The organism is Ruegeria sp. YTSC106, assembly GCF_059609765.1.
Map to the genome: position 1 here is coordinate 68,176 of NZ_JBXWMI010000008.1, position 26,212 is coordinate 94,387.

General features: G+C 57.8%; 24 protein-coding genes. 15 read left to right on the forward strand and 9 right to left on the reverse strand.

Annotated elements, in window-relative coordinates:
• Positions 1-62: 62 nt before the first annotated feature.
• The gene (locus AC2FEB_RS12710; RefSeq protein WP_496675793.1) at positions 63-800 is read left to right on the forward strand and encodes a YbaY family lipoprotein; all 738 of its coding nucleotides are present in this window, start codon (positions 63-65) and stop codon (positions 798-800) included.
• A gap of 13 nt (positions 801-813) precedes the next feature.
• On the opposite strand, the gene AC2FEB_RS12715 is transcribed toward AC2FEB_RS12710, so the two are convergent.
• The 4 genes from AC2FEB_RS12715 to AC2FEB_RS12730 form a co-directional block, all read right to left on the reverse strand.
• Positions 814-2,475 (reverse strand): FAD-binding dehydrogenase, encoded by a 1,662-nt coding sequence (locus tag AC2FEB_RS12715; protein WP_496675796.1) that lies wholly within the window; start codon positions 2,473-2,475, stop codon positions 814-816.
• Between the two features lie 10 nt (positions 2,476-2,485).
• Positions 2,486-3,343: a bile acid:sodium symporter family protein gene (locus AC2FEB_RS12720; RefSeq protein WP_496675799.1), complete on the reverse strand. Its 858-nt coding sequence runs from the start codon at positions 3,341-3,343 to the stop codon at positions 2,486-2,488.
• 73 nt (positions 3,344-3,416) lie between these two features.
• Positions 3,417-4,151, reverse strand: coding sequence for a glutamine amidotransferase (locus AC2FEB_RS12725; RefSeq protein ID WP_117868258.1), 735 nt, complete (start codon positions 4,149-4,151; stop codon positions 3,417-3,419).
• Between the two features lie 16 nt (positions 4,152-4,167).
• Positions 4,168-5,940 (reverse strand): SLC13 family permease, encoded by a 1,773-nt coding sequence (locus tag AC2FEB_RS12730; RefSeq protein ID WP_117872594.1) that lies wholly within the window; start codon positions 5,938-5,940, stop codon positions 4,168-4,170.
• Positions 5,941-6,050: 110 nt separating this feature from the next.
• Here AC2FEB_RS12730 and AC2FEB_RS12735 point away from each other — a divergent pair, with 110 nt between their 5' ends.
• The gene (locus tag AC2FEB_RS12735) at positions 6,051-6,791 is read left to right on the forward strand and encodes a YebC/PmpR family DNA-binding transcriptional regulator (RefSeq protein WP_117868259.1); all 741 of its coding nucleotides are present in this window, start codon (positions 6,051-6,053) and stop codon (positions 6,789-6,791) included.
• A gap of 147 nt (positions 6,792-6,938) precedes the next feature.
• The gene (locus AC2FEB_RS12740) at positions 6,939-8,219 is read left to right on the forward strand and encodes an MFS transporter (protein WP_496675803.1); all 1,281 of its coding nucleotides are present in this window, start codon (positions 6,939-6,941) and stop codon (positions 8,217-8,219) included.
• Positions 8,220-8,230: 11 nt separating this feature from the next.
• Here AC2FEB_RS12740 and AC2FEB_RS12745 read toward each other — a convergent pair whose 3' ends face one another.
• Together AC2FEB_RS12745 and AC2FEB_RS12750 are read right to left on the reverse strand one after the other, a co-directional pair.
• Positions 8,231-8,920 (reverse strand): nitroreductase family protein, encoded by a 690-nt coding sequence (locus AC2FEB_RS12745; protein WP_496675805.1) that lies wholly within the window; start codon positions 8,918-8,920, stop codon positions 8,231-8,233.
• A 26-nt stretch (positions 8,921-8,946) separates the two neighbouring features.
• Positions 8,947-9,840, reverse strand: a complete 894-nt coding sequence (locus AC2FEB_RS12750) for a LysR family transcriptional regulator ArgP (RefSeq protein ID WP_496675807.1) — start codon at positions 9,838-9,840, stop codon at positions 8,947-8,949.
• A gap of 87 nt (positions 9,841-9,927) precedes the next feature.
• Between AC2FEB_RS12750 and AC2FEB_RS12755 the strand changes: the two genes are divergently transcribed.
• From AC2FEB_RS12755 to AC2FEB_RS12785, 7 genes are all read left to right on the forward strand, one after another.
• A complete protein-coding gene (locus AC2FEB_RS12755) occupies positions 9,928-10,527 on the forward strand; it encodes a LysE/ArgO family amino acid transporter (RefSeq protein WP_496675809.1) in 600 nt (199 codons plus the stop codon).
• 40 nt (positions 10,528-10,567) lie between these two features.
• A complete protein-coding gene (locus AC2FEB_RS12760; RefSeq protein WP_496675811.1) occupies positions 10,568-11,476 on the forward strand; it encodes a DMT family transporter in 909 nt (302 codons plus the stop codon).
• An 87-nt stretch (positions 11,477-11,563) separates the two neighbouring features.
• Positions 11,564-12,136, forward strand: a complete 573-nt coding sequence (gene betI, locus AC2FEB_RS12765) for a choline-binding transcriptional repressor BetI (RefSeq protein ID WP_117868265.1) — start codon at positions 11,564-11,566, stop codon at positions 12,134-12,136.
• Positions 12,133-13,641, forward strand: coding sequence for a choline-sulfatase (gene betC, locus AC2FEB_RS12770; protein ID WP_496884086.1), 1,509 nt, complete (start codon positions 12,133-12,135; stop codon positions 13,639-13,641). Before betI ends, betC begins: the two co-directional genes overlap by 4 nt.
• A 67-nt stretch (positions 13,642-13,708) precedes the next feature.
• Positions 13,709-15,367: a choline dehydrogenase gene (gene betA, locus AC2FEB_RS12775; RefSeq protein ID WP_496675817.1), complete on the forward strand. Its 1,659-nt coding sequence runs from the start codon at positions 13,709-13,711 to the stop codon at positions 15,365-15,367.
• 88 nt (positions 15,368-15,455) lie between these two features.
• A complete protein-coding gene (locus AC2FEB_RS12780; RefSeq protein ID WP_496675819.1) occupies positions 15,456-16,070 on the forward strand; it encodes a thermonuclease family protein in 615 nt (204 codons plus the stop codon).
• 100 nt (positions 16,071-16,170) lie between these two features.
• Positions 16,171-16,410 (forward strand): HP1242/YdcH family protein, encoded by a 240-nt coding sequence (locus AC2FEB_RS12785; RefSeq protein WP_496675822.1) that lies wholly within the window; start codon positions 16,171-16,173, stop codon positions 16,408-16,410.
• A gap of 75 nt (positions 16,411-16,485) precedes the next feature.
• On the opposite strand, the gene AC2FEB_RS12790 is transcribed toward AC2FEB_RS12785, so the two are convergent.
• The gene (locus AC2FEB_RS12790; RefSeq protein ID WP_299894925.1) at positions 16,486-17,886 is read right to left on the reverse strand and encodes a helix-turn-helix domain-containing protein; all 1,401 of its coding nucleotides are present in this window, start codon (positions 17,884-17,886) and stop codon (positions 16,486-16,488) included.
• Positions 17,887-17,949: 63 nt separating this feature from the next.
• The gene (locus AC2FEB_RS12795; protein WP_496675824.1) at positions 17,950-19,155 is read right to left on the reverse strand and encodes a multidrug effflux MFS transporter; all 1,206 of its coding nucleotides are present in this window, start codon (positions 19,153-19,155) and stop codon (positions 17,950-17,952) included.
• A 183-nt stretch (positions 19,156-19,338) separates the two neighbouring features.
• On the opposite strand from AC2FEB_RS12795, the gene AC2FEB_RS12800 reads away from it, so the two are divergent.
• From AC2FEB_RS12800 to AC2FEB_RS12810, 3 genes are all read left to right on the forward strand, one after another.
• Entirely contained in the window at positions 19,339-20,871 is a 1,533-nt protein-coding gene (locus AC2FEB_RS12800; protein WP_299894919.1) for an acyl-CoA carboxylase subunit beta, read from the forward strand.
• Positions 20,872-21,081: 210 nt separating this feature from the next.
• The gene (locus tag AC2FEB_RS12805; protein ID WP_496675826.1) at positions 21,082-21,468 is read left to right on the forward strand and encodes a DUF6497 family protein; all 387 of its coding nucleotides are present in this window, start codon (positions 21,082-21,084) and stop codon (positions 21,466-21,468) included.
• Between the two features lie 133 nt (positions 21,469-21,601).
• On the forward strand, positions 21,602-21,955 hold the full coding sequence (locus AC2FEB_RS12810) for a hypothetical protein (RefSeq protein ID WP_496675829.1): 354 nt from the start codon (positions 21,602-21,604) through the stop codon (positions 21,953-21,955).
• 164 nt (positions 21,956-22,119) lie between these two features.
• On the opposite strand, the gene AC2FEB_RS12815 is transcribed toward AC2FEB_RS12810, so the two are convergent.
• On the reverse strand, positions 22,120-23,193 hold the full coding sequence (locus AC2FEB_RS12815) for a DcaP family trimeric outer membrane transporter (protein WP_496884087.1): 1,074 nt from the start codon (positions 23,191-23,193) through the stop codon (positions 22,120-22,122).
• Positions 23,194-23,843: 650 nt separating this feature from the next.
• Between AC2FEB_RS12815 and AC2FEB_RS12820 the strand changes: the two genes are divergently transcribed.
• On the forward strand, positions 23,844-24,047 hold the full coding sequence (locus AC2FEB_RS12820; RefSeq protein ID WP_117868275.1) for a hypothetical protein: 204 nt from the start codon (positions 23,844-23,846) through the stop codon (positions 24,045-24,047).
• Between the two features lie 116 nt (positions 24,048-24,163).
• The gene (locus AC2FEB_RS12825; protein ID WP_496675834.1) at positions 24,164-26,212 is read left to right on the forward strand and encodes an acetyl-CoA carboxylase biotin carboxylase subunit; all 2,049 of its coding nucleotides are present in this window, start codon (positions 24,164-24,166) and stop codon (positions 26,210-26,212) included.

The window sequence follows — 26,212 nt, forward strand, 5'->3', positions numbered from 1 at the left end:
GTACTTGTAAATGTCGGATGAACAGCAATCTTTTGTAGAACTGATATTTAAAGGGTACTGCTATGCTGACACTCGTCCGCACCACGTTTCCTGCGGTTGCTTTCGCCACCGTTTTGAGCGGCACATCGCTTGCTGGAACCGTCGAAGGAACTGCAACCTACCGAGAGCGTATTGCGCTCTCGCCCGACACGACCTTGTTCGTCGAGCTTCAGGATATCTCATTGGCGGATGCGCCGGCCGAAACGCTTGCCGCGCAGAGATATGCCCTGACCGGTGTGCCGGCGCAGTTTGAACTGACCTATGATGATGCGTTGATTCAGGACGGGCGCAGCTATGCCGTGCGCGCTTCGGTCATGCAGGGGCAAAAGCTGTTGTTCACCACCGATACTGTCTATCCGGTTCTGACACATGGGGCCGAGAATTCAGCTGACCTGCTGATGATACAGGTGCAACACCAAGGTGCCGCGATGCTGGAAAACACCGAGTGGTACGCCTCGGGCCTCAATGGTGCGCCTATTGAGACAGAGAAACGTCCTGAACTTGCTTTCGGGCAGGGCGGGGCCTTTTCAGGAAACGGCGGTTGCAACCGGTTCAGTGGCCAGGCCGAGATTTCTGCCAATCGGATCGAGTTCCCGGACAATATGGCCGCAACGCTCATGGCGTGCCCACCCCCGCTGGATGAGGTCGAGCGGCAGTTTCTGAAAGCGATGCAAAGTGTCACGACCTTCGCGGTGCAAGGCAACGCGCTGGCCTTGCTGGATGCTCAGGGTGAGCCGGTGATCAAACTGGTACGCAAGTAAAAGGGCAGGGTTGTCAGGCGACGGCCCTCGATCGCCCTGCGTTGCGACCTGAAAAGATGCAGCCACCCAGGAACGTTCCCTCCAGCGCGTTGTAACCGTGATAGCCACCGCCACCGAACCCGGCGACTTCGCCGGCAGCGAAAAGGCCGGGCACCACTTGACCGTCGGCACCGATCAACTGACTGTCCAGATTGGTCTGCAAACCGCCCAGCGTCTTGCGTGTCAGAACATGCAGCTTGACCGCGATCAACGGGCCGTTGGACGGATCAAGGAACTTGTGAGGTTTGGCGGTGCGGATCAGTTTGTCTCCACGATAATTGCGGGCTGCAAGGATCGCCATCATCTGCGCGTCTTTTGAGAAGGGATTGTCGACCTGAGAATCCCGCGCTTCGATCTGGGCACGCAAATGGGCCTCGTCTATCAGCCCGCCACCCAAATGGTTCATTCCGTTGACCAACTCGGTCAACGTGTTGGCAACAACAAAATCCTCGCCCTTCTCCTTGAATGCCTCGACCGGGGCGGTCGCTTTGGACCCGGACAGAATGCGTTGACGAATAACCTCTTTCCAGCTGCCTGACGTGAAGTCTGGGTTCTGTTCGGACCCGGAGAGGGCGAATTCCTTCTTGATCACTTTCTGGGTCAGAACAAACCAACTGTATTCATACCCGGTTTTCAGGATTTCGCGCAGTGTCCCGAGCGTATCGAACCCGGGCAGGCAGGGGGGGTGCAACCGGTTTCCGCGTGCATCGAACCACATAGAGCTGGGGCCGGGCAGAATGCGAATGCCATGGGCGGGCCAGATCGGGTCCCAGTTGCGAACGCCTTCGGTGTAATGCCACATGCGGTCACCATTGATGACATGGCCACCTGCTTTTTCACTGATAGCGATCATACGACCGTCGACGTGAAACGGTACCCCGGCCACCATGTCCTGTGGCGGTTCCCCTAGACGATCCCTGGGCCAGTTCTGGCGCACCAACTCAAAATTGCCACCAATACCGCCAGAGGTGACGATCACAGAAGGCGCATAAGCCTCGAACTCGCCGACCTCGTCGCGGTTAGTTTTGCCGCCGCGCTGGGCGGTGTCATCGGCCAGAACCTCGCCGGAGACGCCTTTGGCGGTGCCATTCTGCATGATGATATGGCTGACCTGATGACGGTACTTCATCTGGATCAGCCCGGCACTGGCATGGTCGCGGACGCGACGGATGAAGTGTTCCAGCACGCCGGGGCCGGTGCCCCACGTGATGTGAAAGCGCGGGACAGAATTGCCGTGCCCGTTTGCGTAGGACCCGCCGCGCTCGGCCCAGCCTACGACCGGAAACCAGCGCAGCCCCATCTCGTGCAGCCAGGGGCGCATTTCGCCAGCTGCGAACTCGATATAGGCTTCGGCCCATTTGCGAGGCCAGGTATCTTCTTCCCGGTCAAACTGCGCGCTGCTCATCCAGTCGCGCAACGCCAGATCGTGGCTGTCGCGGATACCCATACGGCGTTGTTCCGGGGTGTTGACCATAAACAGGCCACCCAGGCTCCAGAATGCCTGACCGCCCAGAAAGCCTTCTGGTTCCTGATCGAGTATGATTACCTTTTTACCTCGGTCGCCCAGTTCAGCTGCGGCGGCCAATCCGGCCAGACCAGCACCGACAACGATCGCATCAGCAGTGTTGTTTGTCATAACGGTCCTTTCAGCGCCTGCGGAACCAGACAAGAAACGGCAGAACCACGGCGTACATCGTAATACCATAAACCGCCGAGGGCAGGGCCAGCGGGCTGAACCCGCCTTCGGTATTCGTAATCAGCGCCGCCAGTGTAATGCCCAGCGTGGAATTTTGAATTCCGGTTTCGATTGAAATCGTCTTGCACTCATTCCAGGACAGGTTTGATATCCTCGCCAGCCCTAATCCACAGAAAAGCAATACGATATTCAGAGAAATCAAGCCGGCGCCCATGATGCCGAGATTTTCGACGAACAGTTGCCAGTTCCCGGCCAGTGCAGCGGCAACGATCAGCACGAACAAAACGGTCGCGAGCGCCGACAACCCCGGCTCCACACGGTTTGCAAACCCCGTTGCAAAGTTGCGAATCCCTACACCAATGGCCACCGGTAACGTAGTGATCAGGAACAGAGCAACAGCCAGCCCGGTGATGGAAACGTCAGGGGCTTCGTCGCCCATGAAATGCGCGATCGACCAGGCGGCCAATATTGGTACGGTTACGATCGACAGAAGGCTGATCACGGCGGTCAGGCTGACTGAAAGCGCGACATCGGCCTTGGCGAGCTTTGACAGGATATTGCTGGTTACGCCGCCTGGACAAAAACTGAGCAGCATGAAACCAACCGCGATTTCAGGCGGCAAAGCAAAAATTTTGACCGTCACAAAGGCCGCCACCGGCAATAGAACAACCTGACTTGCCGCCCCGATGGCAAAGGCGCGACGTCGGCTCAGGACACGGCGGAAATCTGCGACCTCCAGTCCGATACCCAGAGACAGCATGATAACGGCCAGTGAAACCGGCAGGCCGACGTTAATAAGCAGATCCAAGGACAACTCCTCCCAAAGTTGCGTCAGATCAGCCTAAGCGAGGCGGGAAGGCTCAGGCAACCGCGCCGTTGGGTCACTCGTATCGTCTGACGAACCGGCGCAGGATCTCGCCGGGTTGTGTGACATCGGCAGAATGGCAGTGGTCGATCAGTTTCTGCGCGTCTTCAGGCGGGAAATAGCCGTGGTTCTTGTAGATATTGATGCGCTGTTCAAAATCCCTGGCGTCGGCTTCGGGATGGAACTGCGTGGCATATACGTTCTGCCCCCAGCGGATCATCTGGAACGGGCAGGGGTCTGACGCGACAAGGTGCACGCACCCTTTCGGCAGAGCCTGAACCGCTTCCTTGTGACCAACGAAAGCGTCAAAGGTGGCCTCCAACCCTGCGGTCAACGGGTCCTGCTGGCCTTCCGGGGTCAGATGGCAAGTGGATGGTCCGACGGGTTCGCCATATCGGGCCTTGCTGACGTCGCCGCCCAGATGCGCAGCCAGAATACCAAGGCCATAGCAGCAACCCATGAACGGGTGATCCCGTGCGATGATCTGCGGCATCAACCCCATGATCGTCGTCTCGATCCGGGCATCCAACGGGGATTTGGTCGCCGGGTTGTCACTGACGCATCCCGGTCCGCCTCCTACGATGACACCGGCGTAGTCCGTGACATCCAACCCCTCGGGTAGGTTTTCGCAGTCCAGACGGACGCGATGGGTCTGATCGGGCGACAACCCGCTCCGGTTCAGGATCGAGGCGTACTCGGCGTCGGACGCATCGGTTTCGGGGCGCAGTTGCAGGATCAAAAAGCGTTTCATGCGCAGCCTTTACCTGTCACAGCGGCCAGAACACAAGAATGGCAGGAACAGAAACGGCGATGATCAGCATCTCCAGCGGCAATCCCATGCGCCAGTAGTCACCGAATCGATAGCCGCCGGGGCCCAGAACCAGCGTGTTGTTCTTGTGCCCGATGGGGGTCAGGAACGCAGCCGAGGCCGCAACGGCCACGGTCATCAGAAACGGGTCGGGCGATACCTCAAGGGTACGTGCCATTTGTATCCCGACCGGCGCGGCGACAATGGCAGTGGCGGTGTTGTTCAACACGTCCGACAACGTCATCGTGACAACCATCAGTACCGTCAGAATGGCCCAGGCAGGCAAGCCGTCGGTCAATTGGATCAGAGCGTTTGCGATCAGTTCGGTGCCGCCGGATGTTTGAAGTGCACTGCCCAGCGGGATCATTGAGCCCAACAAGACGACCACAGGCCATTCGATATGATTGTAGATGTCAGCGATTGGCATGATCTTGGTCAATACATAGGCAATGACGACCAGCCCCAATGCGACAGGCAGGTAAATCAGCCCAACACTTGCCGCCAAAACAGCCGCAGCAAACAGACCAATAGCCAACCATGCCTTTTCATTTGCAGTTACGCTCAGCCCACGTTCAGCAAGCGGCAGGCAGCCAAGCCAATCGGTCACATCGGCAGAACGATCTCGGGGGCAAAGCAAAAGTAGGATATCGCCCGGCTCCACCTCGGTCTTGCGGACCTGCTCGGTAATGCGACGCCCTTGTCGAGAGATGCCCATCAGGACGGTGCTTTGGCGCCAAGCCAACCCGACACCTTGTGCCGTGCGTCCGGCGATGCGGGCGTTTTCCGGGACTACGATCTCGATTACCTCCAATCCATCGCCCTCGGCCGTCAACAGTTCCTGCCGTCGGGTGTCCGAGAAATCGAGGTTGAGGGCGGCACGAAACTCATCCAACGCTTCCGGACGGGCTTCTAATACCAGCGCATCACCTTCTTTGAGAGTGGCGTGCGCCGACCTGCCATAGCGACGTTTGCCATCGCGGATAAGGCCGATGATCGCCACGTCTGATTTCTCGGCAACTTCATAAAGCTCGCTGACCCGTTTACCGATATGAGCAGAGTCGGGTGGGACGGTCAGTTCGGCGATGTATTCGGCCAGTGCCTCAGATGTCTCGGCTTGCGGCCCGCGATTGGGGATCAGGCGCCATCCTACCAGAGCGACAAAGGCAAGGCCGGCGATCGCGGCCAGCCCACCGACAGGGGCGAAATCGAACATGTGGAAGGGTTCGCCCAGTGTTTCCTGCCGGATCGAAGCGATGATGATGTTCGGGGGGGTCCCGATCAGCGTGGCCATCCCCCCAAGAATGGTCGCAAAGCTCAGCGGCATCAGGGTCAGACCCACAGACCGGCCTGCTTTGCGTGCGGTCTGAATGTCCACGGGCATCAGCAGTGCAAGGGCTGCCACATTGTTCATGAAGGCAGACAACACTGCGCCGATCCCGCCCATCAGCGCAATATGCGCGCCGAGGCCACGCGAGGCATCAACCAAAGTGCGGGTAATCAGGAAAACGGCTCCCGACCTGACCAGACCAGCAGAGACTACCAACACCAAGGCCACGATGATGGTGGCGGGATGGCCGAACCCGGCAAAGGCATCATCCACCGGCACGACGCCCAGCACGACGCCGATCATCAGCGCAGCAAAGGCCACAAGGTCGTATCGAAACCGACCCCAAAGCAGCATTCCGAAGACCGTGATGAAAAGCGCAAAAAGAATGATCTGATCTGTCGTCATGCCGTCACCATACAAGCCAGTGAAGCCGTCGCAAGCCACTCTCTTGATCCTGCCCCCCGCAAACGTCTATATGAGCGCCGAACACGCAATCACGATGACGAGGACGCATTATGGCAGGCCACTCCAAATGGGCCAACATCCAGCACCGCAAGGGGCGTCAGGACGCCGCGCGGTCCAAACTGTTTTCCAAACTGTCGAAAGAAATCACCGTTGCCGCCAAGATGGGCGACCCGGATCCGGAAAAGAACCCGCGCCTGCGTCTGGCGGTGAAAGAGGCCAAGTCGAACTCGGTCCCCAAGGACGTGATTGACCGCGCGATCAAGAAATCCGTTGCAGGCGAAGGCGACGATTACGAAGAAATCCGCTATGAGGGCTACGGCCCCAACGGCGTGGCCGTGATCGTTGAAACCATGACAGACAACCGCAATCGCACCGCCTCGACTGTGCGTTCGACCTTTTCCAAGAACGGCGGCAATCTGGGTGAGACGGGCTCGGTCGGGTTCATGTTCGAACGCAAGGGCGAAGTTTTCTATCCGGCTACTGCGGGTGACGCAGACACCATTTTCGAAGCCGCAATCGAGGCCGGCGCGGAAGATGTCGAAAGTTCAGAGGATGGTCACGTCATCTGGTGTGCAGATACGGATCTGAACGAAGTTTCGAACGCGTTGGAGGCTGTGCTGGGTGAATCGGAATCCACCAAGTTGGTCTGGAAACCGACCACCACGACCGAGCTGGGTCTGGAAGACATGCAAAAGCTGATGAAACTGGTGGATGCGCTGGAAGACGATGACGACGTACAGCGTGTCACGACCAACTTCGAAGCCACTGATGAGGTGATGGCGCAGCTCTGAGCTGTTACGGAACCTGATTGTGAGACCCGGCTCAACAGGCCGGGTTTTTTCGTTTTCGGACAGTTTCGAAGAGGTGTTGGCTGAACCCTTCGAAACGCTTAGGCTGGTACAACTTGGAAGTTCTGGGACGATGCCACCGAAAGATCCATGACGGATGTGACTGCTGATAAGACCAAGCGAAACGTGCCGGTTCTTGCTGGGCAGAGTATCGTGTCTCAGGTTGCGTGGACTCTGGGCAGCCCATCGGTGGTTTTGCCATTTCTGGCCGTGTCATTCGAATTGCCGATGTTCGTGGCGGGAGCGCTGGTTTCGGTGCGGATGATTGGCAGCATGATTTCCGACTTTTTCCTGGCGCAACCCATAGCGGCGAAATCGCAAAAGAAGCGCGCCATTGCTCTGACCGAAGCCGTTATCGGTGCCTGTCTTGTTCTGGCGATGGTGGCTGCCGCGACCGGGAACGTTCCGTTGATCGCAGTGGTTTTCGTGGCGGTCTTTTTCGTGATCGGCCTGGTGGATGAAGTTCAGAACCTGATGCTCACCGATCTGTTGGGCGATCATGTCCATTCGCGTTCGCGCATGGTCATGCGTTACCTGCAACTTGGGGGCGGGGGCCTTTGTGCCATCGGTCTAGCCTTGCTGGTGCATCAGATCACCAAGGAACACCCACCTTTTTCACGCCATTCAACCATGATCGGCGTATCGGTTGCGTTTTTCATGCTTTCAGGAGTTTTGATGCTGGCAATGACAGAGAATACCCGCTCTGCGGAACCGGTAAAAAAGACTGGAACCAAACCCAAGCTGTCGTTCACGGCCAATGCCCGGGGTATCCTTGGCATGTTCGAATACACCTGGTTTCGGCGTTACATGGTAATGCGTATACCTTTGGTGGCTGTGTCGCTATCCGTCCCGTTCTTCGCGCTGATAGCGGCAGAGGCGCATCATGGCTCGGCCAGGGGTCTGACCGCGATGATTGTTTCATCTGCTTCGGGCTATCTTGTCTCGGGGCCGTTGTGGCAGGTCGTGAACATGAAATCTCATCGTGCCGTCATGGTGGTCGGGACACTCATGGTCGCCGCTACCGGAGGTGTTCTGCTGGCATTCCACTACATGGGTATCGATCACGATGTGCACCTGCATGCGATAGCGCTGTTTGTTGTCACCGTCGCGGTGACCGGGATCAGCAGCGTGCGCAAGCTCTATTTCCTGGACGTCGCGCCCAAAGAGCAACGCGTTCAGGGATCCGCAGCTATCAAATCGTTTACTCGATTGTTGGCGGTGCTGCTTTCGGCAGCGCTGGCCGCAGTCGCCCATATGCATGAGGTTGCCTTGGCGGTCGCGTTCATAGTCGCGGCCAGTCTGATGGCTTGCGTGACGTGCTACCTAACGATGTCGCCCGACCGGGAAGATTCTCCCCGGCCACAGAGCTAATGCAGGTACATTCAGAAGAACGAGGAAATCTCTTCCAAAGGCTTCTTTAGCTTTGCCACAGAAGGTACGGTCGCGGTTTCCGAGGGATGACCAACTGCGATGATCATGGTTGGTTTCTCTGATGCGGGCCGGTCCAGTGAGTCGTTCAGAAAGCGCATCGGGTTCGGGGTATGGGTCAGGGTGCTGAGGCCGGCGTGATGTAGCGCGGCCAACAGAAAGCCGATGGCAATGTTCACACTCTCGGGCACGTAGTAATTCTTGTACCGCGTACCGTCTTCGAATTGCCCCCAGCGTTGGGCAAAGACCACAATCAGCCACGGGGCGGTGGTCAGGTGCTCTTTGACCGCGTTGGTCCCGATGGGTTCCAACGCCTTGATCCATTCATCGCCCGCCCCTCCCGCATAGAACCGGCGCTCTTCTTCTTCGGCTTCCTCGCGGATGCGCAGTTTCAGCTTTGGGTCCGAGATGGCAGCAAAGTGCCAGGGTTGATGGTTTGCACCTGACGGCGCTGTTCCCGCGGTGCGCAGGCAGGTTTCGATCACATCGCGAGCCACCGGGCGCGTGGAGAAATCCCGAACGGTATGTCGCCGGCGCATCTTTTCAAAAAAAGCCACGGCCGCGCCCAGCATGTCTGCATCACTGATCTCGCATCGGTCGGGCAGGGGAATGGGGTCATAACTGAGGGCGTCGCGTGAGAGCATTGGTTCCTCCGATCGAATGAGTCTGACTATTTGCCTTGCGACGGGAGCAAAACCCGTTGCGCAGCATGCTGGACCGCTTGTGTAAGGGGTTTGAGCGCTGGCGCAAGAACCCGTCCGACCTGCCAGCTAAGGGCGACGTCCAGTGGCGCATTGGGAACGATAGGGCGCAACTGTCCACGCTCCATGGCGTTTTGCACAAGGGCTGCCGGGTTCATGCCCCAGCCAATCCCAGCGATCGCGGCATCAACGAACCCTTGAGAAGATGGCAGGAAGTGCGAAGGCGGTGAAAGACGACTGCCGCTGCGATGTGCGATCCACGCTTTTTGCAGACCGTCTTTCCTGTTGAAGACAAGGCAAGGTGCTTTGCTGAGCGTCTTCTCGGTCACGCCGTCCTTGAACCACGCATTGATAAAGTCCGGGCTGGCGGTTGGCAGATACCTCAACACGCCCAGTTCAATCGCGTCACAACCGCTTATGGTTTGTCCGCCGACGGTGACGGCGGCGCTGACCTCGCCTCGCCTCAGCCAGTCTGCCGAATGGTCCTGATCGTCGATCACAAGGTCGAACAGCATGTCGGGAACACGCGCCATCGCGTCAATGAACCAGGTCGCCAGAATGTCGGCGGGAACCGCAATGCGAACCCGCGCGGACCCGGGTTCTTGTACCAGCGCCAATTCACGGGCCAGTTGTGCCTCCAGCAGCCCGACATCTTCGGCGTATCGCGCGATGCGCTGACCTGCCGGCGTTCCGGTGCAAGGGGTTCCCCGATGTATGAGCGAGGCACCCACCCGATCCTCTAGCGCCTTTATCCGCTGGGATATCGCTGACGGGGTCACGGCCAGTTCCGCCGCCGCTGCATCAAAACTGCCATGGCGCAGAATGGCTGACAAAGCGGCCAATTGGTGAGGGTCCAGCAACATTAGCAGAGCTTAACCAAGGGAAACATCTTTAATTTGATAGATCGTATCGCGGCCATTAGTCAACGCAATGGCAACGCAGGAGATACCATGCCTACATCCGTGATCGCCGGTTTTGCGCTGGGTTTCAGCCTGATCCTCGCCATCGGGGCGCAGAACGCCTTTATTCTGAGGCAGGGCTTGCGGCGCGAGCACGTTTTTATTCTGTGCCTGACTTGTGCAGTGTCTGATGCCATTCTGATCGGAGCGGGCGTGGCAGGTTTTGGCACTCTGGCACAGGCTGCACCCTGGTTTGAGGCTGTGATGCGATACGGAGGGGCGGCATTTCTGATTTGGTACGGCGCGCGCAGCCTCCGGTCGTCCTGGCTGGGTAGTTCGGTGATGGAAATCGGCAATGGTGAGCGAACCAGCCTCAAGGCTGCGCTGCTGACGGTATTCGCGTTCACCTGGCTGAATCCGCATGTGTATCTGGATACGGTCGTGCTCATCGGCTCGATCTCGGCCCAATATGGCGACCGGCTGGGTTTCGCCCTTGGCGCGATGACATCCAGCTTCGTGTTCTTCTTTTCGCTTGGTTACGGCGCGGGTATTCTGTCCCCGGTTTTTGCGCGTCCCCGGGCGTGGCAGGTTCTGGACGCCGGGATCGGCGTGGTCATGTTGGGTATCGCACTGAAACTTGTTATCATGTGAAGGGTTGTTCCCGGTTGGATTTCGGTGTTCAACCTAAACCATGTCAACACTCGCCGTATCGTCTCGCCCGCTTGCCGGAATGTTCTGGATGTTTGCCGCCGGCTTGTCCTTTGTTGTGATGACCGCGCTGGTGAAGTCGCTGGGAACATCGATGAATTCCATCCAGGCCGCCTTTCTGCGGTATGTGCTGGGTTTGGTGTTTCTTTTGCCAGCCATGCGGTCGATCATGGCGACACATCTGACACCCCGCCTGTTGACGCTGTTCGGTCTGCGAGGGGTCGTGCATGCGGTTGCGGTCATGCTCTGGTTCTTTGCCATGACACAGATACCATTGGCCGAGGTCACAGCTATGAATTACATGACGCCGGTTTACGTGACCCTGGGGGCAGCCCTGTTTCTGGGCGAAAAGCTGGCCTTTCGCCGGATTGCGGCGATTCTGGTCGCTCTGGGTGGCGTCCTGATCATTCTGCGACCAGGGTTTCGCGAAGTGTCACCGGGTCATCTGGCCATGCTGGGAACGGCCCTGACGCTGGGGGGGTCGTATTTGTTGGCCAAGCTTCTGGTGCGTGATGTACCGCCATCCGTCGTCGTGGCGCATCTGTCGATCTGGGTGACCGTTGCCCTGATACCTTTTGCGATTGCCGTTTGGACGCAGCCAAGCCTGCGGGATCTCGGGGTTCTTTTTCTGGTGGCCAGCTTTGCGACAGCTGGGCACTATTTCATGACCTTGGCGCTTCAGGCGGCACCGGTGGCCGTTACACAGCCAGTAACGTTTCTTCAGCTGATATGGGCCACGATCTTGGGCGCTGCAGTGTTCCATGAAAGCGTTGACGTGTGGGTTGTCGCGGGCGGCACACTGATCCTTGCCGCCGTAAGCTTTATCTCATGGCGCGAATTCGTGCTGAACCGCAGGGACTTGACGCCTCCGAGTATTGCGCCGAAGCTGTAACGACACTGCTCCCCGATTTTTCATTAATTGACGAGTCAATAAAAACCCCCTAGCGTGGTCCTGTGACGCCTGCTCAAGGGGAGAACGATGCCAAAAGTCGGAATGGAGCCAATCCGCCGGGATGCGATTGTTCGTGCGACAATCGCTGAATTGGGCGTGAAGAAATCCCTTGATGTAACAGTCAGTCAGATTGCCAAGCGTGCGGGCATGTCCAGCGCTCTGGCGCACCACTACTTCGGCGGCAAGGATCAGATCTTTCTGGCTGCAATGCGGCAGATCCTGTCGGACTTCGGCAAAGAGGCGCGGGGCGAACTGAAAGCAGCCGCGCCGGACGACAGGGCGCAGGCAATTGTCAGGGCGTGTTTTGCGCCCTCTTGTTTCACACCCGATGTGATTGCGGCCTGGATGACCTTCTACGTGCTGGCTCAGACCAATGATGACGCCCTGCGCCTGTGGCAGATCTATCAGGCTCGGATCAAATCCAACCTGACTGACGCCCTGCGGCACAAGTTGGCCGACCCTCAGGAGGCGGCCGAGAACATGGTTGCCTTGATTGACGGTCTGTACATCCGCGCCGCACTCAGCGCCCCTGAAGAACCGCAACTGGCCGTGAACCACGCGATGCGTGTGCTCAACACTCTGCTCGAGGCTGAAAAATGACAAAACCGAACATTCTGATCCTGATGGTGGATCAGCTCAACGGGACTCTCTTTCCAGACGGTCCCGCTGACTGGCTTCACGCTCCGAACCTGAAGAAACTGGCGGAACGGTCAACCCGGTTTGCCAATGCTTACACGGCGTCGCCCTTATGCGCGCCAGGGCGGGCCAGCTTCATGTCCGGTCAATTGCCGTCGCGCACCGGCGTCTATGACAACGCAGCCGAGTTTCGCAGCGATATCCCCACATACGCACATCACTTGCGTCGGGCCGGGTATTACACCTGTTTGTCCGGAAAGATGCATTTCGTAGGACCTGACCAGATGCACGGGTTCGAAGATCGCCTGACCACAGACATTTACCCGGCCGACTTCGGGTGGACCCCGGACTACCGCAAGCCGGGGGAACGGATCGACTGGTGGTATCACAACATGGGGTCCGTCACCGGCGCTGGCATTGCCGAGATTTCAAACCAGATGGAATATGACGACGAGGTCGCCCACAATGCCAAAGCCAAGCTTTATGATCTGGCACGCGGCAAGGATGACCGCCCATGGTGCGTGACCGTCAGCTTCACGCATCCGCATGACCCATACGTAGCCCGTCGCAAGTACTGGGATCTGTATGAGGATTGCGAGCATCTTCTGCCCGAGGTTTCTGACATCGGCTATGACAATCAGGACCCGCATGCTCAGCGGATTTTTGATGCCAATGACTGGCGCAGTTTCGACATCACCGAAGATGATATTCGCAAGTCCCGCCGCGCCTATTTCGCCAATATCACTTATCTGGACGACAAGATCGGGGAAATCCTCGAAGTGCTGGAAACGACCCGGCAAGAGGCGATCATCCTGTTCGTTTCGGATCACGGAGATATGCTGGGCGAACGGGGCTTGTGGTTCAAGATGAACTTCTATGAAGGCTCGGCACGTGTACCGCTTATGATCGCGTCGCCTGATTTGCCAGCAGGTCGGATTGATACTCCGGTATCAACAATCGACGTGACACCGACTCTGGGGGCCCTGGCAGGTGTAGACATGGCCGAGATCGCCCCCTGGACCGACGGCGAAAACCTCGTGCCACTGGCGCAAGGCGAGGAACGAACCGCGCCAGTCGCCATGGAATACGCGGCCGAGGCATCCTACGCGCCGCTGGTCTCGATGCGATATGGCAAGTGGAAGTACAACCGCTGTGCATTGGACCCAGATCAGTTGTTTGATCTTGAAGCCGACCCGCACGAGCTGAACAATCTGGCAGGCAGTCCCGAACACGCAGGCACGCTGCAAACTCTGCGTGCCAAATCCGAGGCCCGTTGGGATCTGGATCGCTTCGACGCCGATGTCCGCGCCAGCCAGGCGCGGCGCTGGGTTGTGTACGAAGCGCTGAGGCAGGGCGGATACTATCCGTGGGATTATCAACCGCTGCAAAGGGCGTCGGAACGCTACATGCGCAATCACATGGATCTCAACACCGTAGAGGAAAGCGCCCGGTTCCCGCGCGGCGAATAACCTCTTCATATATTTGAAAATACTCCCGTCGAACACATCACGTCTCGGCGGGTCAGGAGTTGTGGAAATGGAAGCAGATTTTGTCATCGTCGGCGCAGGGTCCGCAGGCTGCGCAATGGCATATCGTCTGAGCGAGGCCGGGGCCTCGGTTCTGGTGATCGAACACGGCGGCACCGATATGGGGCCGTTCATTCAGATGCCGGCTGCACTGAGCTATCCGATGAACATGTCGCGCTATGACTGGGGCTATCAATCCGAGCCCGAGCCACACCTGAACAATCGCCGCCTGGCCTGTCCGCGCGGCAAGGTGATCGGGGGGTCATCCTCGATCAATGGCATGGTCTATGTTCGCGGTCACGCACTCGACTTCGATACCTGGGCCGGGATGGGGGCTGACGGTTGGTCTTTTGCGGATGTATTGCCCTATTACAAACGGATGGAGACCTGGCATGACGGGGGTCATGGCGGCGATCCGGTATGGCGCGGCACCGACGGCCCACTGCATGTGTCGCGCGGCCCGCGCGAGAACCCGCTGTTTCAGGCCTTTGTGGACGCAGGCCAGCAGGCCGGATACGAGGTCACCGGCGACTATAACGGCGAAAAGCAGGAAGGCTTCGGCCCGATGGAGCAAACTGTCTGGAAAGGACGGCGCTGGTCTGCGGCAAATGCCTATCTGAAGCCCGCGCTCAAGCGCGACAATTGCGATATCGTGCGCGGCCTGGCATCTCGGATTGTCATGGAAAACGGTCGCGCCATTGGCGTCGAATTGATCCGTGGCGGTAAGAAAGAAGTCATCAAAGCCCGGCGCGAAGTTGTTCTGGCGGCGTCCTCGATCAATTCGCCCAAGCTGCTGATGTTGTCGGGCATTGGCCCTGCGGCGCATCTGGCCGAGCATGGGATCGATATTGTCGCGGATCGCCCGGGCGTTGGTGCCAACCTGCAGGACCATCTGGAACTGTATATTCAACAGGCGTCGCTGCAACCGATCACGCTCTACAAGCACTGGAACCTGATCAGCAAGGGCCTGATCGGCGCGCAATGGCTGTTTACCAAGACCGGTTTGGGCGCATCGAACCAGTTCGAAAGTGCGGCCTTCATCCGGTCGAAACCGGGTGTGGAATACCCTGATATTCAGTACCACTTCCTGCCCATTGCGGTCCGATACGACGGGCAGGCAGCGGCCGAGGGACACGGGTTCCAGGCGCATGTTGGCCCGATGCGGTCGCCGTCACGCGGGGCGGTCACCTTGCGGTCTGCCCAAGCCGCAGACGCGCCGGTGATCAAGTTCAACTACATGAGCCATGAAGAGGATTGGGAAGACTTCCGCACCTGCATCCGGTTGACACGCGAAATCTTTGGGCAAGACGCCTTCAAACCCTATGCAGGCAAAGAGATTCAGCCGGGGGCCGCTGTCCAAACGGATGAAGAACTGAATGCGTTTATCGCGGAACATGCGGAAAGCGCCTATCACCCCTGTGGCACCTGCCGAATGGGGCGCGCGGATGACAAGAACGCGGTGGTCGATCCCGAAGGCCGTGTGATTGGTGTGGATGGGCTGCGCGTTGCGGACAGTTCGATCTTTCCACAGATCACCAATGGCAACCTGAATGCGCCGTCGATCATGGTGGGCGAAAAGGTGTCGGATTCGCTTTTGGGCAAAGATCCGTTGCCCAAAGCCAACGACCGCCCGTGGATCCACCCCGGCTGGGCAACGGCGCAACGTTAACCTTTCCATACGGCCCCCGGTTGAATGCGCACGGAATACCGCGCATATCGGGGGCATGTTAAGGATTTGTCTAGCTTTTGTTCTTCTCATGCCAGGTCTGACCCACGCGGCAGAACGACTGACAGGCCGGGTTGATGTCATTGATGCGGATACCTGGGATGTCGGCGGCGTCCGCGTTCGGCTGCACGGCATTGATGCGCCCGAGCTGGATCAGACCTGTCAGGATTCCAACGGATCAAGCTGGCCATGCGGGGCGTGGGTCACTCATATGGTTCAGGAACAATTTCAAGGACGGATGACCACATGTGTCCCGCTGGATCGAGATCGCTACGGGCGCATCGTTGCTCGGTGCAGCGTTGAACACGAAGACGCCGCTGCCCAGATTGTAGAGCAGGGATTGGCCTTTGCGTACCGCAAATATTCGGACGCGTATGCAGGCGCCGAGCGGGTCGCGAGGATTGGAAACAGGGGATTGCACAAGACACAGATTCGGGTGCCTTGGGTGCACAGGGCACGCAAGAAGCCGAAATCCTCTGAAACATGCCTTATCAAGGGAAATGTTTCGTCAAAGGGCGAAAAGATCTTTCACGCACCGGGCCAGAGGTACTATGCCAAGACCCAGATCAGTGCAGCCAAGGGCGAGCGATGGTTCTGCTCTGCTGCCGAAGCACGCGCCGCGGGGTGGCGTGCTGCGCGACGTTGAATTCTGCAAGAATCCTGTATGAAATTGATCCGCGTCAAAGAAGGCGACGCGTCACGCTTCTACCACTGATATGCAACGACATATGAAGGAGCGAACAGACATGTCCCACACCCCGCATGAACTGGCCGAAGAGTTTCCGGACAAGGTTGAACTGATGAGCCAGCTCAAGCAAACGGACGCGCATTTTGCCCGTCTGGCTGATGAGTATCACGAGGTCAATCGCATTGTGCATCGGGCCGAAACCAATGTCGAACCAATGGAAGAACTGGCCGAAGTTGATTTGCGCAAGAAGCGGGCAGCTCTGAAAGATGAAATCTGGGCGATTTTGTCCAAAGCTTAAAAAACAGTGCCGGGGGCACTGTCCCTGTCCCGGTCTGGGTCGGGCTCCCCCGGCACACTTCTGGCCATGTGAAGATCAGGTGACTTCGTAGGGCAGGGTACCGCGCGTATGGGTGTCGATGCTGAGGCGGCGTTCCAGCGGCGGGACCGAACGCTGGTGGCAGTTTTGTCGCTCGCAGATGCGGCAGGAAATGCCGATGGGCTCGTAGGCGCTGGCGTTGTTTATGTCGAGGTTGTCGGCATACACGAGCGCCGGGGCATGGCGTACCTCGCACCCCAGCGCAATTGCGTACCGTCTGACCGGCGCGCCGAATGAGCCTCCTGATTTCGACACATCCCGTGCCAGCGAGATGTAACGCACACCATCCGGTGTTTCTGCCAGTTGCCTGAGGAAATGGCCCGGCGTTTCAAAGGCCCGATGCACGTTCCAAAGGGGACAAGCGCCACCGAACCGCGCAAATTGAAGGCGCGTGGCCGAGTGCCGTTTAGTGATCGTCCCGGCCTGATCCACGCGAACGAAAAAGAACGGGATACCTTTTGCGCCGGGGCGTTGCAGCGTCGACAGTCGGTGTGCAACCTGCTCGATCGAGGCGCCGAACCGGTTGCTGAGCAGCTCCAGATCGTGGCGCTCTTCCTGAGCGGCCGTCAGAAACGCGGAATAGGGCATCAAAGAAGCGCCCGCGAAATAATTGGCAAGGCCGATCTTTGCGATGGACCGCGCCTCTTCGCTTTGGAACTTGGCAAAATCCAGAGTCGCTTCCAGCAGTTTGTCCTGACTGATCAGTGCGACTTGCAACAGCAGCTGAAACACTTGCGTTTGCGGAGCCGAGCGGGACGAAAGGCGAAGGACCTTGCTTTCGGCGTCATATGTGCGCAAGGGGGCGATGTCAGAGAACATTACTTGAATGCCGCGCTCCGTCAGGCTGTTCAAAGCAGCTTGCCGGATATTGCCCGGCCCTTCAGCGCGGTTGGCGAACAGTTCTGCCGCCCTGTCCACGGCGTCGATATAGTTGTCGCAATAGTGAAAGAAGTCCCGTACCTCCTCCCAGGGGCTGGCCTGCATACGGGCGTCTTCCCGTCCCAAGGCTTCGTCCAGAGAGGCGAGACGCTCATGTGTCTGCCGGTAGGTTTTGTGCAGCTCGATAAATGCGCGGGCCAATGCCGGGGCGTTTGATGCCGTCAGGCGTAAATCGGCGAGTGGCGGTAGAATATCCGCAAAAACCGGGTCGGCCAGAGCTTCGCGCATATCCGACACCAACCGCTCGCTGTCACCGGTGCTGAGCTCGGTGACATCCATGCCAAACTCTTGCGCCAGAGCCAACACAACCGTCGTCGAGATCGGCCTGTTGTTGTTTTCCATCTGGTTCAGATAGGGGAGTGAAACACCCAGTTTCGCCGCGAATTCGCGTTGTGTCAGGGCCAGTCGCGTGCGCATTTCACGCAGTTTCGCGCCGGCATAGAGCTTTTGGGTGGCCATGAGGTGCCTTTGCAAGTTTCCTATTTTGGAAGACTAACTTTGCAAAGTTCTCGGGGCAAGTCGTTACAGCCCCAATTGACGCTCTCGCCGAATGACGGAACCAATTGCGAAAATCGCCAGAACTGCGGATGTGAGCATCAGCCAGAGCAAGGGCATGGCGCCGGTTTCCCGGGTCAGCAGGGTGCCTGCCAATGCACTTAGCCCGGCTCCGCCACCCAGCATGATCGCTCCGCTCAACCCCGAGGCGGTTGCCGCCAGATGCGGACGAACCGACAGTGCGCCGGAAGTTGCATTGGGGATGGCCATGCCGTTTCCGACGCCTACAAAGGTCATCAAGCTGAAAAAGCTGAGTGCGGTGCCCTGACCTGTGAGAAACAAAGATGCTGAAAGCGCAACGCCCAACGCGTTCAGCAAGCTGCCCCACAGCACCATTCGGTTGATGCCAATCTGCATGGAAAAACGACCGCTAAGAAAGTTGCCAACAAAGTAGCCGACTGCGGGGGCGCCGAAATAAATGCCTACCTGCGCCGCGCTTAGTCCAAACAATTCGGTTCCGATAAAGGGTGCGCCGCCGAGATAGGCAAAGAAGGTGCCTGACGAAAAGGCGCAGGACAACGAATAGCCCCAAAAACGTGGCGATGTCAGAAGCTCGGGGTATTCCTTGAATTGCTGAACCAGGGTCTTGCCGCTTTTGGCTGATGTTTCTCCGAAATCCGCGAACGTCAAGGCAAGCGTCAAAGCCCCGATGGCAAAAGGCAGCCAGAAGTTTGCTTTCCAGCCAAAGCTTTCCTCCAGAAGTCCACCGATCGCCGGGCCGATCATCGGAACCACGGCCATTCCCATTGTTACGTAACCGATCATGGATGCGGCCTGATCCTGATCGTACATGTCCCGGACAGCGGCACGGCTGAGAACCATGCCTACAACGACGACCGCCTGGCACATTCTGAAGGCCAGAAAGATTTCAGCGTTGGGGGCATAGATGCATCCCAGAGTAGCCAGCAGGAACAAACCAATCCCCCACAGCAGAACTGGCCTGCGACCAGCCTTGTCTGCAAGCGGTCCGATCAGGATTTGAAGAACTGCATTGACCAGAAGATACAGCGCGATCGACAGCTGCATGATCTTGTAATCGGTGTCAAAATACACTGCCATATTCGGCAGGCTGGGCAGAAACAGGTTCATGCTTAGCGCGGACAAGCCCGCGAGCAATACAAGTGTCGCCAATGTGGGTGGTGTGCGGTGAACCGCGCGAGAGCTGAACTGCATAGTTCACATGTATAGTCACGGAATTTTGGATTGCCAGCCATCCATCAAATCCATCGCAAAACTTAGCAAGTTTACAGTTATCCAGATTGTTGTTGCTGAAAGTTTGCAAATTTGCCGAAAAGGGCTTTGGATAAGAAGGCCGAAAGGGTAGGGTCCCGGCAAATTTTACAAGGGATAATCGCCATGAAAGACATCCTTTCCGAGTTGGAAAACCGCCGCAACGACGCACGATTGGGTGGTGGGCAGAGGCGGATCGATGCCCAGCATGCGCGCGGAAAACTGACAGCGCGAGAGCGGATCGAGTTGCTGCTGGATGAGGGAAGCTTTGAAGAATTCGACATGTTCGTCAGCCATCGATGCACTGAATTCGGAATGGAAAATCAAAAGCCTGCCGGTGATGGCGTTGTCACGGGCTGGGGCACCATCAACGGGCGTATGGTCTATGTGTTCAGCCAGGACTTTACAGTCTTTGGTGGGTCGCTGTCCGAGACGCACGCCCAGAAGATCTGCAAGATTATGGATATGGCGGTCCAAAACGGTGCTCCGATTGTCGGAATCAACGACTCGGGCGGTGCGCGAATCCAGGAAGGTGTGGCATCTCTGGCGGGTTATGCCGAAGTGTTTCAGCGCAACATCACTGCGTCCGGCGTAGTACCACAGATCAGTGTGATCATGGGCCCATGCGCAGGAGGGGCGGTCTACAGCCCGGCGATGACTGACTTCATTTTTATGGTTAAAGACACCTCTTACATGTTCGTGACGGGCCCGGATGTGGTCAAAACCGTGACCAACGAAGTCGTCACAGCCGAGGAACTGGGCGGTGCCTCTACCCACACCAGGAAATCCTCGGTCGCCGATGCCGCGTTCGAAAACGATGTCGAGGCGCTGGCCGAAGTGCGTCGATTGGTTGATTTCCTGCCGCTCAATAACCGCGAGAAACCCCCGGTCCGCCCTTTCTTTGATGACCCTCACCGGATCGAGGCTTCGCTGGACACCTTGGTTCCGGATAATCCCAATACGCCCTACGACATGAAGGAACTCATCACCAAAATAGCGGATGAAGGTGATTTTTACGAAATCCAGGAAGATTTCGCCAAGAATATCATCACCGGCTTTGTCCGGCTGGAAGGTCAGACCGTCGGCGTCGTGGCCAACCAACCGATGGTACTGGCGGGATGTCTGGACATCGACAGTTCGCGCAAGGCGGCGCGGTTCGTACGGTTCTGCGACTGCTTTGAAATCCCGATCCTGACTCTTGTCGATGTTCCGGGCTTCCTGCCAGGTACGCAGCAGGAATACAGCGGTGTGATCAAGCACGGAGCAAAGCTGCTTTATGCATATGGTGAGGCGACTGTGCCAAAGGTCACCGTGATCACGCGCAAGGCCTATGGCGGTGCCTATGTGGTTATGGCATCCAAACACCTGCGTGGTGATTTCAACTATGCCTGGCCGACCGCCGAAATCGCGGTGATGGGTGCCAGGGGTGCAACCGAGATCATCCACCGGGCGGATCTGCATGATGCAGAAAAGACCGCACAGCATGTCGCAGATTACGAAGATAGGTTTGCGAACCCATTTGTCGCCGCCGAGCGCGGGTTTGTCGACGAGGTGATCATGCCGCACTCGACCCGCCGGCGTGTGTCCCGCGCCTTTGCCAGTTTGCGCGGCAAACAGCTTAAGAACCCTTGGAAAAAACACGACAATATTCCGCTTTGAACCATTCGGGGCGGTGTTGTTCGTCCCGGTTTGTTTGGCCCTAGCAACCCAATTCCAGGCAAAAAATGCTCAAATATGCGGCGGAATTGACAAAAAGCGACAAATGGTTGAATGATCCGACCCGTCAGACATAGAACCGCGCAGGCCAAAAGCACTGCGCGCGCGATCCCGGAAGGAGGAGCCTGCCTTCGGCGGGTCCGGGATCGTGCCATGTGTCTGGTGTTGTGCGCGCTCGGCACTTCCGTTTTTGCCCAGGCAGATAGTTCATTGCCAGTGCCGTCCGGTCAGCCGGTTCAGCTGAGCGATGTCCTGCTGGACAACAACCCGGGTGAGCTTTGGGTGCGCTTCCGATTTGTCGCCCCGAAAATCGGAGCATCAGTGGGGCGGATTGGCTATGATGTAGCGTCGAAGGACATGGAGCATCTGTGCCAGATTCTTGCCGTTCCCTATGTGGCTCAGCACGAATTGCAGCCATCTAGAGTTGTCATTTCTCTGTCTGATCGCCCGGTGGAATTTGGTGACACCGCTCCAGACGCGACACAGTATTTTGAAGCCTACCGGCTGGAGCAGTCCCGGTGTATCTGGGAGGGGCTTTGACCATGTACTTACGCTGTCATGACTCCAAAGCATCTCAGACCAACGGTACGGCTTTGGAGGTGCGCAACATGATCCCATCCCAGTTCGGGTTCGAACTATTATTGTCTGCGACAAACAGCTGTGGAGTGTCGCCATGCTAAAACATCGCGGGTTCCCCGGTCGTCTTTCGGGCACCGATTATCAGTTCACAATTCGGCGCGCCAATCCCAAAGGCGTTACACCGCTGACACGGCGGGAACGATTCCGGGACCGGAAACCAGCGGACAAGCGCGCAGATATCGCGTTCATGGAAGCTTTGTGGGCCCATTTCGGCGATCAGCCGTTCGAGCGGGGCAATCTGGATGCGGGGCGTCTCAGCTGGTTGTTCGGGCGCGAAGTCATTCCGGCGGAAGACCCATTTGATCCCGCAAGTTATGACGCAATACTGGTGATCGATGTGAACGCTGCACGTGCGTCTTTTCCGGACATAATCGACGGGACAGGCTGATTGTGATTCAAACCGCCGCATATCAGCCCTTTAAGACCGGTTTCGGGATGACCCTGCCCGAAGCCGGGCAGGATCCGTGTGCGGAATCAGAAGTTCAACTGAGCGGCGAGCTGAACGCGGCTTCCGTCAAAGGTTCTGCCGGTCGGCGCGTCGTTCCGTTCGCCCTAGATGTACTCGGCGCTGAGTGTCAGATCCTCAGTTGCCTTGTAAAATGCGTTGACGTGGATTGTTTCCAGCTCGGTAAACGACAGGGTTCCGGTCGAAGTCGGCAGGTCATAGTCTTCTTTTCCGTATGCAATGCCAACATTCCATTTCGGGCTCAGATCCTGCCGGAATTCGATGGTGTAGCCATCCACGTCGTTGGCCAGGCCATTCACGATGGGATCACCAAGGCCGATCAGGTACGGGCCGAGTGCCTCACCGTTTACATAGTTGACCTGGAACAGACCGCCCTGCCATGGGCGAACAGAGCCGGATATCGTGAACCCGGTTTGATCAACTTCGACATTGCCGGATTGCGCCTTGCCGTAGAGGCCGGACACACGCGCGATATACGTCCCGTCATTGTACTCGGCGGATGCGGTCAAAACCGGATCATCCGAATTCGAACCGCTGACATTCTCTTCGATCGAAACTGCGAAGGACGTGTTCGTTCCGAAAGAGTTGGTATAGCGAACCTGCGGAACCCGTGCGAAGGGAATGCCAACAGGGCCGTTGAACTCCACCGAGGTCGGGTAGGTATCCAGCGGCATGAAGTTGGTCCAGGTCTGACCGATCAGCCAGTTGTCACCGATGGTGATATTGGCGTGGCGTACACGCAGTTCGGCTGTTCCGCCCGAACCAAACAGATCAAGTTCCAATTGCCCGCCGATATCGCCGATGCCGCTTGGGGTGGTGGTGCGCAGGCCGATCCGCGATTGGCGGACGGTGGCACCAAATGTGCCATCGGTCGCAGCCGAGGGTTCCCCGATGACATTCACGAACGCCGTATCCCCCTGATCGAAATCGAAGTCGTAGAAGAAGTCGGCCTTCACGTAGCCATAAACATCCAGAACGGTGTTACCGATGCGGAAGTCTCCGTTGGCGGGGCTGCTCTTGCCAGATTCCAGCGCCTCGACCCGGGCGCGCAAGGCGTCAAGCTCGGCTTGGGTTTGGGCATCCTGAGCAAAGCCAAGCGTGCCGGTCACACTGAGAGCAGAGGCAGCAAGCAGGAGTGCTTTTTTTCTAGTCTTCGTCATGTGGGTGTTCCTTTGAGTGCGAGTGTGCACAAGGACCGTTTCACGAGGTGCGAATCTTGGGAAATCACGAGGATGGGAAGTGAAGACTTTGATTTTTCAAGCATATGTGTGTTTTTCACGGCGCTGAAACACGACGTCTTGAGCCGCTTGGATAACTCATTGGCGCAAGGCGGTTCTGTATGCCCAACGCTGACAGAGGGTCGTGATGCTGCAACTGCGAAACGCGCTGACAGCAGCTTGATCTGTCACGAAACCGTGACGGCAAAGCAGCTTGAAATGCCCGAGCAGTATCGAACGGGTATCGGCGCGAAGTTGCGCGGCATTTCCCGGTGTGGGCAGATTCCAGCCGAAATCCCGATTGGAAACAATACTGTGTTTGCTGGCAATATTGTGCTGTGCAAACTGGATGAGCCGTGCGGCTCTACTTTGCCTGCGCCGCACATGCACCTACTATTCCGTACCCCTTCCTTGCGCGGGCAGGCTTGTGTTCCCCACATAGTCCTGTCCGCGTTTTTCTTTTTGCCTGTAGCGGACAAAAAGAGGCAAAATCCCGCACAAAATTCGCCTGCGCGTCCGTTGATATTGAATAACTATGCGTGTTTCGCGCATCTGACCCGAAAAGGACCAAGAAACCAAAAAGGGCAGATACTATGCGATTCTCACGCTTCATCCTTGTTGCGACGACCTGCGCGGGCCTGGCCGCCTGCGGAGACACCACGGGCGAACAGGCAATCCTCGGCGGAGGTGCCGGGGCAGTGGGGGCAGCGGTCCTCAGCGCGGACCCGTTGTTTGGCGCAGCAGTCGGTGCGGCGGGCAACGTGCTTTACTGCAAAACACAGAACACCTGTAACTAACGCATATTTTGCGGGGCGCGTGTCGTCCCGCCCGTCATCGCGTATCACGCCGTCGTGGGGATTGTTCTCTGCGGCGGCGTTTTGCGTTTCCAGAACACCAAGCCAAAGGACGTTCCATGTTCAATAAGATCCTGATCGCCAACCGGGGCGAGATCGCCTGCCGGGTTATCAAGACTGCCCGCAAGATGGGTATCGGCACCGTCGCCATTTTCTCCGACGCGGACAAGAACGCGCTGCATGTGTCGATGGCGGATGAAGCCATTCATATCGGCCCGCCACCTGCCAACCAGTCTTACATCGTGATCGACAAGGTCTTGGACGCCATCCGCCAGAGCGGCGCGCAGGCGGTCCATCCGGGTTATGGCTTCCTGTCCGAAAACGCCAAGTTTGCCGAAGCGCTGGAAGCCGAAGGCGTGGCTTTTGTCGGTCCCCCGAAAGGTGCGATCGAGGCGATGGGCGACAAGATTACCTCGAAGAAAATCGCTCAGGAGGCAAACGTATCGACAGTTCCCGGATACATGGGGCTGATCGAAGACGCCGACGAGGCAGTCAAAATCTCGAACCAGATCGGCTATCCTGTCATGATCAAGGCCAGCGCCGGGGGCGGTGGCAAGGGTATGCGGATCGCGTGGAATGATGACGAAGCGCGCGAGGGCTTTCAGTCGTCAAAGAACGAAGCCGCAAGCTCGTTCGGGGATGACCGGATCTTCATCGAGAAATTTGTGACCCAACCGCGTCACATCGAAATTCAGGTTCTGTGCGACAGTCATGGAAACGGCATCTATCTGGGCGAGCGCGAATGCTCGATCCAGCGCCGGAACCAGAAAGTCGTGGAAGAGGCACCGTCGCCGTTTCTGGACGCAGCGACACGCAAGGCCATGGGGGAACAGGCCGTGTCTCTGGCCAAGGCCGTGGGCTATTCCAGCGCGGGCACAGTCGAGTTCATCGTTGACGGTGAAAAGAACTTCTACTTCCTTGAAATGAACACGCGCTTGCAGGTGGAACACCCTGTTACCGAATTGATCACCGGCGTTGATCTGGTCGAACAGATGATCCGCGTCGCAGCGGGTGAGAAGCTTTCAATCACGCAGGATGACGTGGCGCTGACCGGATGGGCGATCGAAAACCGCCTGTACGCCGAGGATCCGTATCGCGGCTTCTTGCCGTCGATTGGCCGTTTGACCCGGTACCGCCCGCCACAGGAGACGGCAGCCGGACCGATGCTGGTCAACGGCAAATGGCAAGGGGATGCGCCCGAAGGGGATGTTGCCGTTCGAAATGATACCGGCGTCTATGAAGGCGGTGAGATCAGCATGTATTACGACCCGATGATTGCCAAGCTGTGTACCTGGGCTCCGACCCGCGAGCAGGCGATCGAGGCGATGCGCGTGGCGCTGGACAGTTTCGAGGTTGAAGGCATTGGCCACAACCTGCCGTTCCTGTCCGCCGTGATGGATCATCCGAAATTCATCAGCGGCGATATGACCACGGCGTTCATTGGAGAAGAATACCCGGACGGGTTCGAAGGCGTGGAGCTTCCCGAGCCGGACCTGCGTCGGATTGCAGCGTCCTGCGCGGCGATGCATCGCGTTGCCGAAATTCGCCGGACCCGTGTGTCGGGCCGGATGGACAATCACGAACGCAAGGTCGGCACTGATTGGGTTGTCACCCTGGGGGGCGAGATCCAGTGGCCTGTCAAGGTGATGGCGGATCAGGATGGGGCCACGGTCAGGTTCGACAATGGTCAGGAAATGAGGGTGACGGGCGATTGGACCCCGGGCGATCAGCTGGCCACCATGATGGTCGACGGCGCGCCGCTGGTCATGAAAGTGGGCAAGGTCTCGGGTGGGTTCCGCATCCGTAACCGCGGCGCGGACCTCAAGGTGCAGATACGTACCCCGCGTCAGGCCGAACTGGCTCGTCTGATGCCCGAAAAACTGCCGCCCGACACCTCGAAAATGCTGCTTTGCCCGATGCCCGGCCTTGTCGTGAAGATCGACGTCGAAGTGGGGCAAGAGGTGCAGGAAGGTCAGGCGCTGTGCACAATTGAGGCGATGAAGATGGAAAACATCCTGCGCGCCGAGAAGAAGGGCACCGTTGCCAAGATCAATGCGGGCCCCGGCGACAGCCTCGCTGTGGACGAAGTGATCATCGAGTTCGAGTGA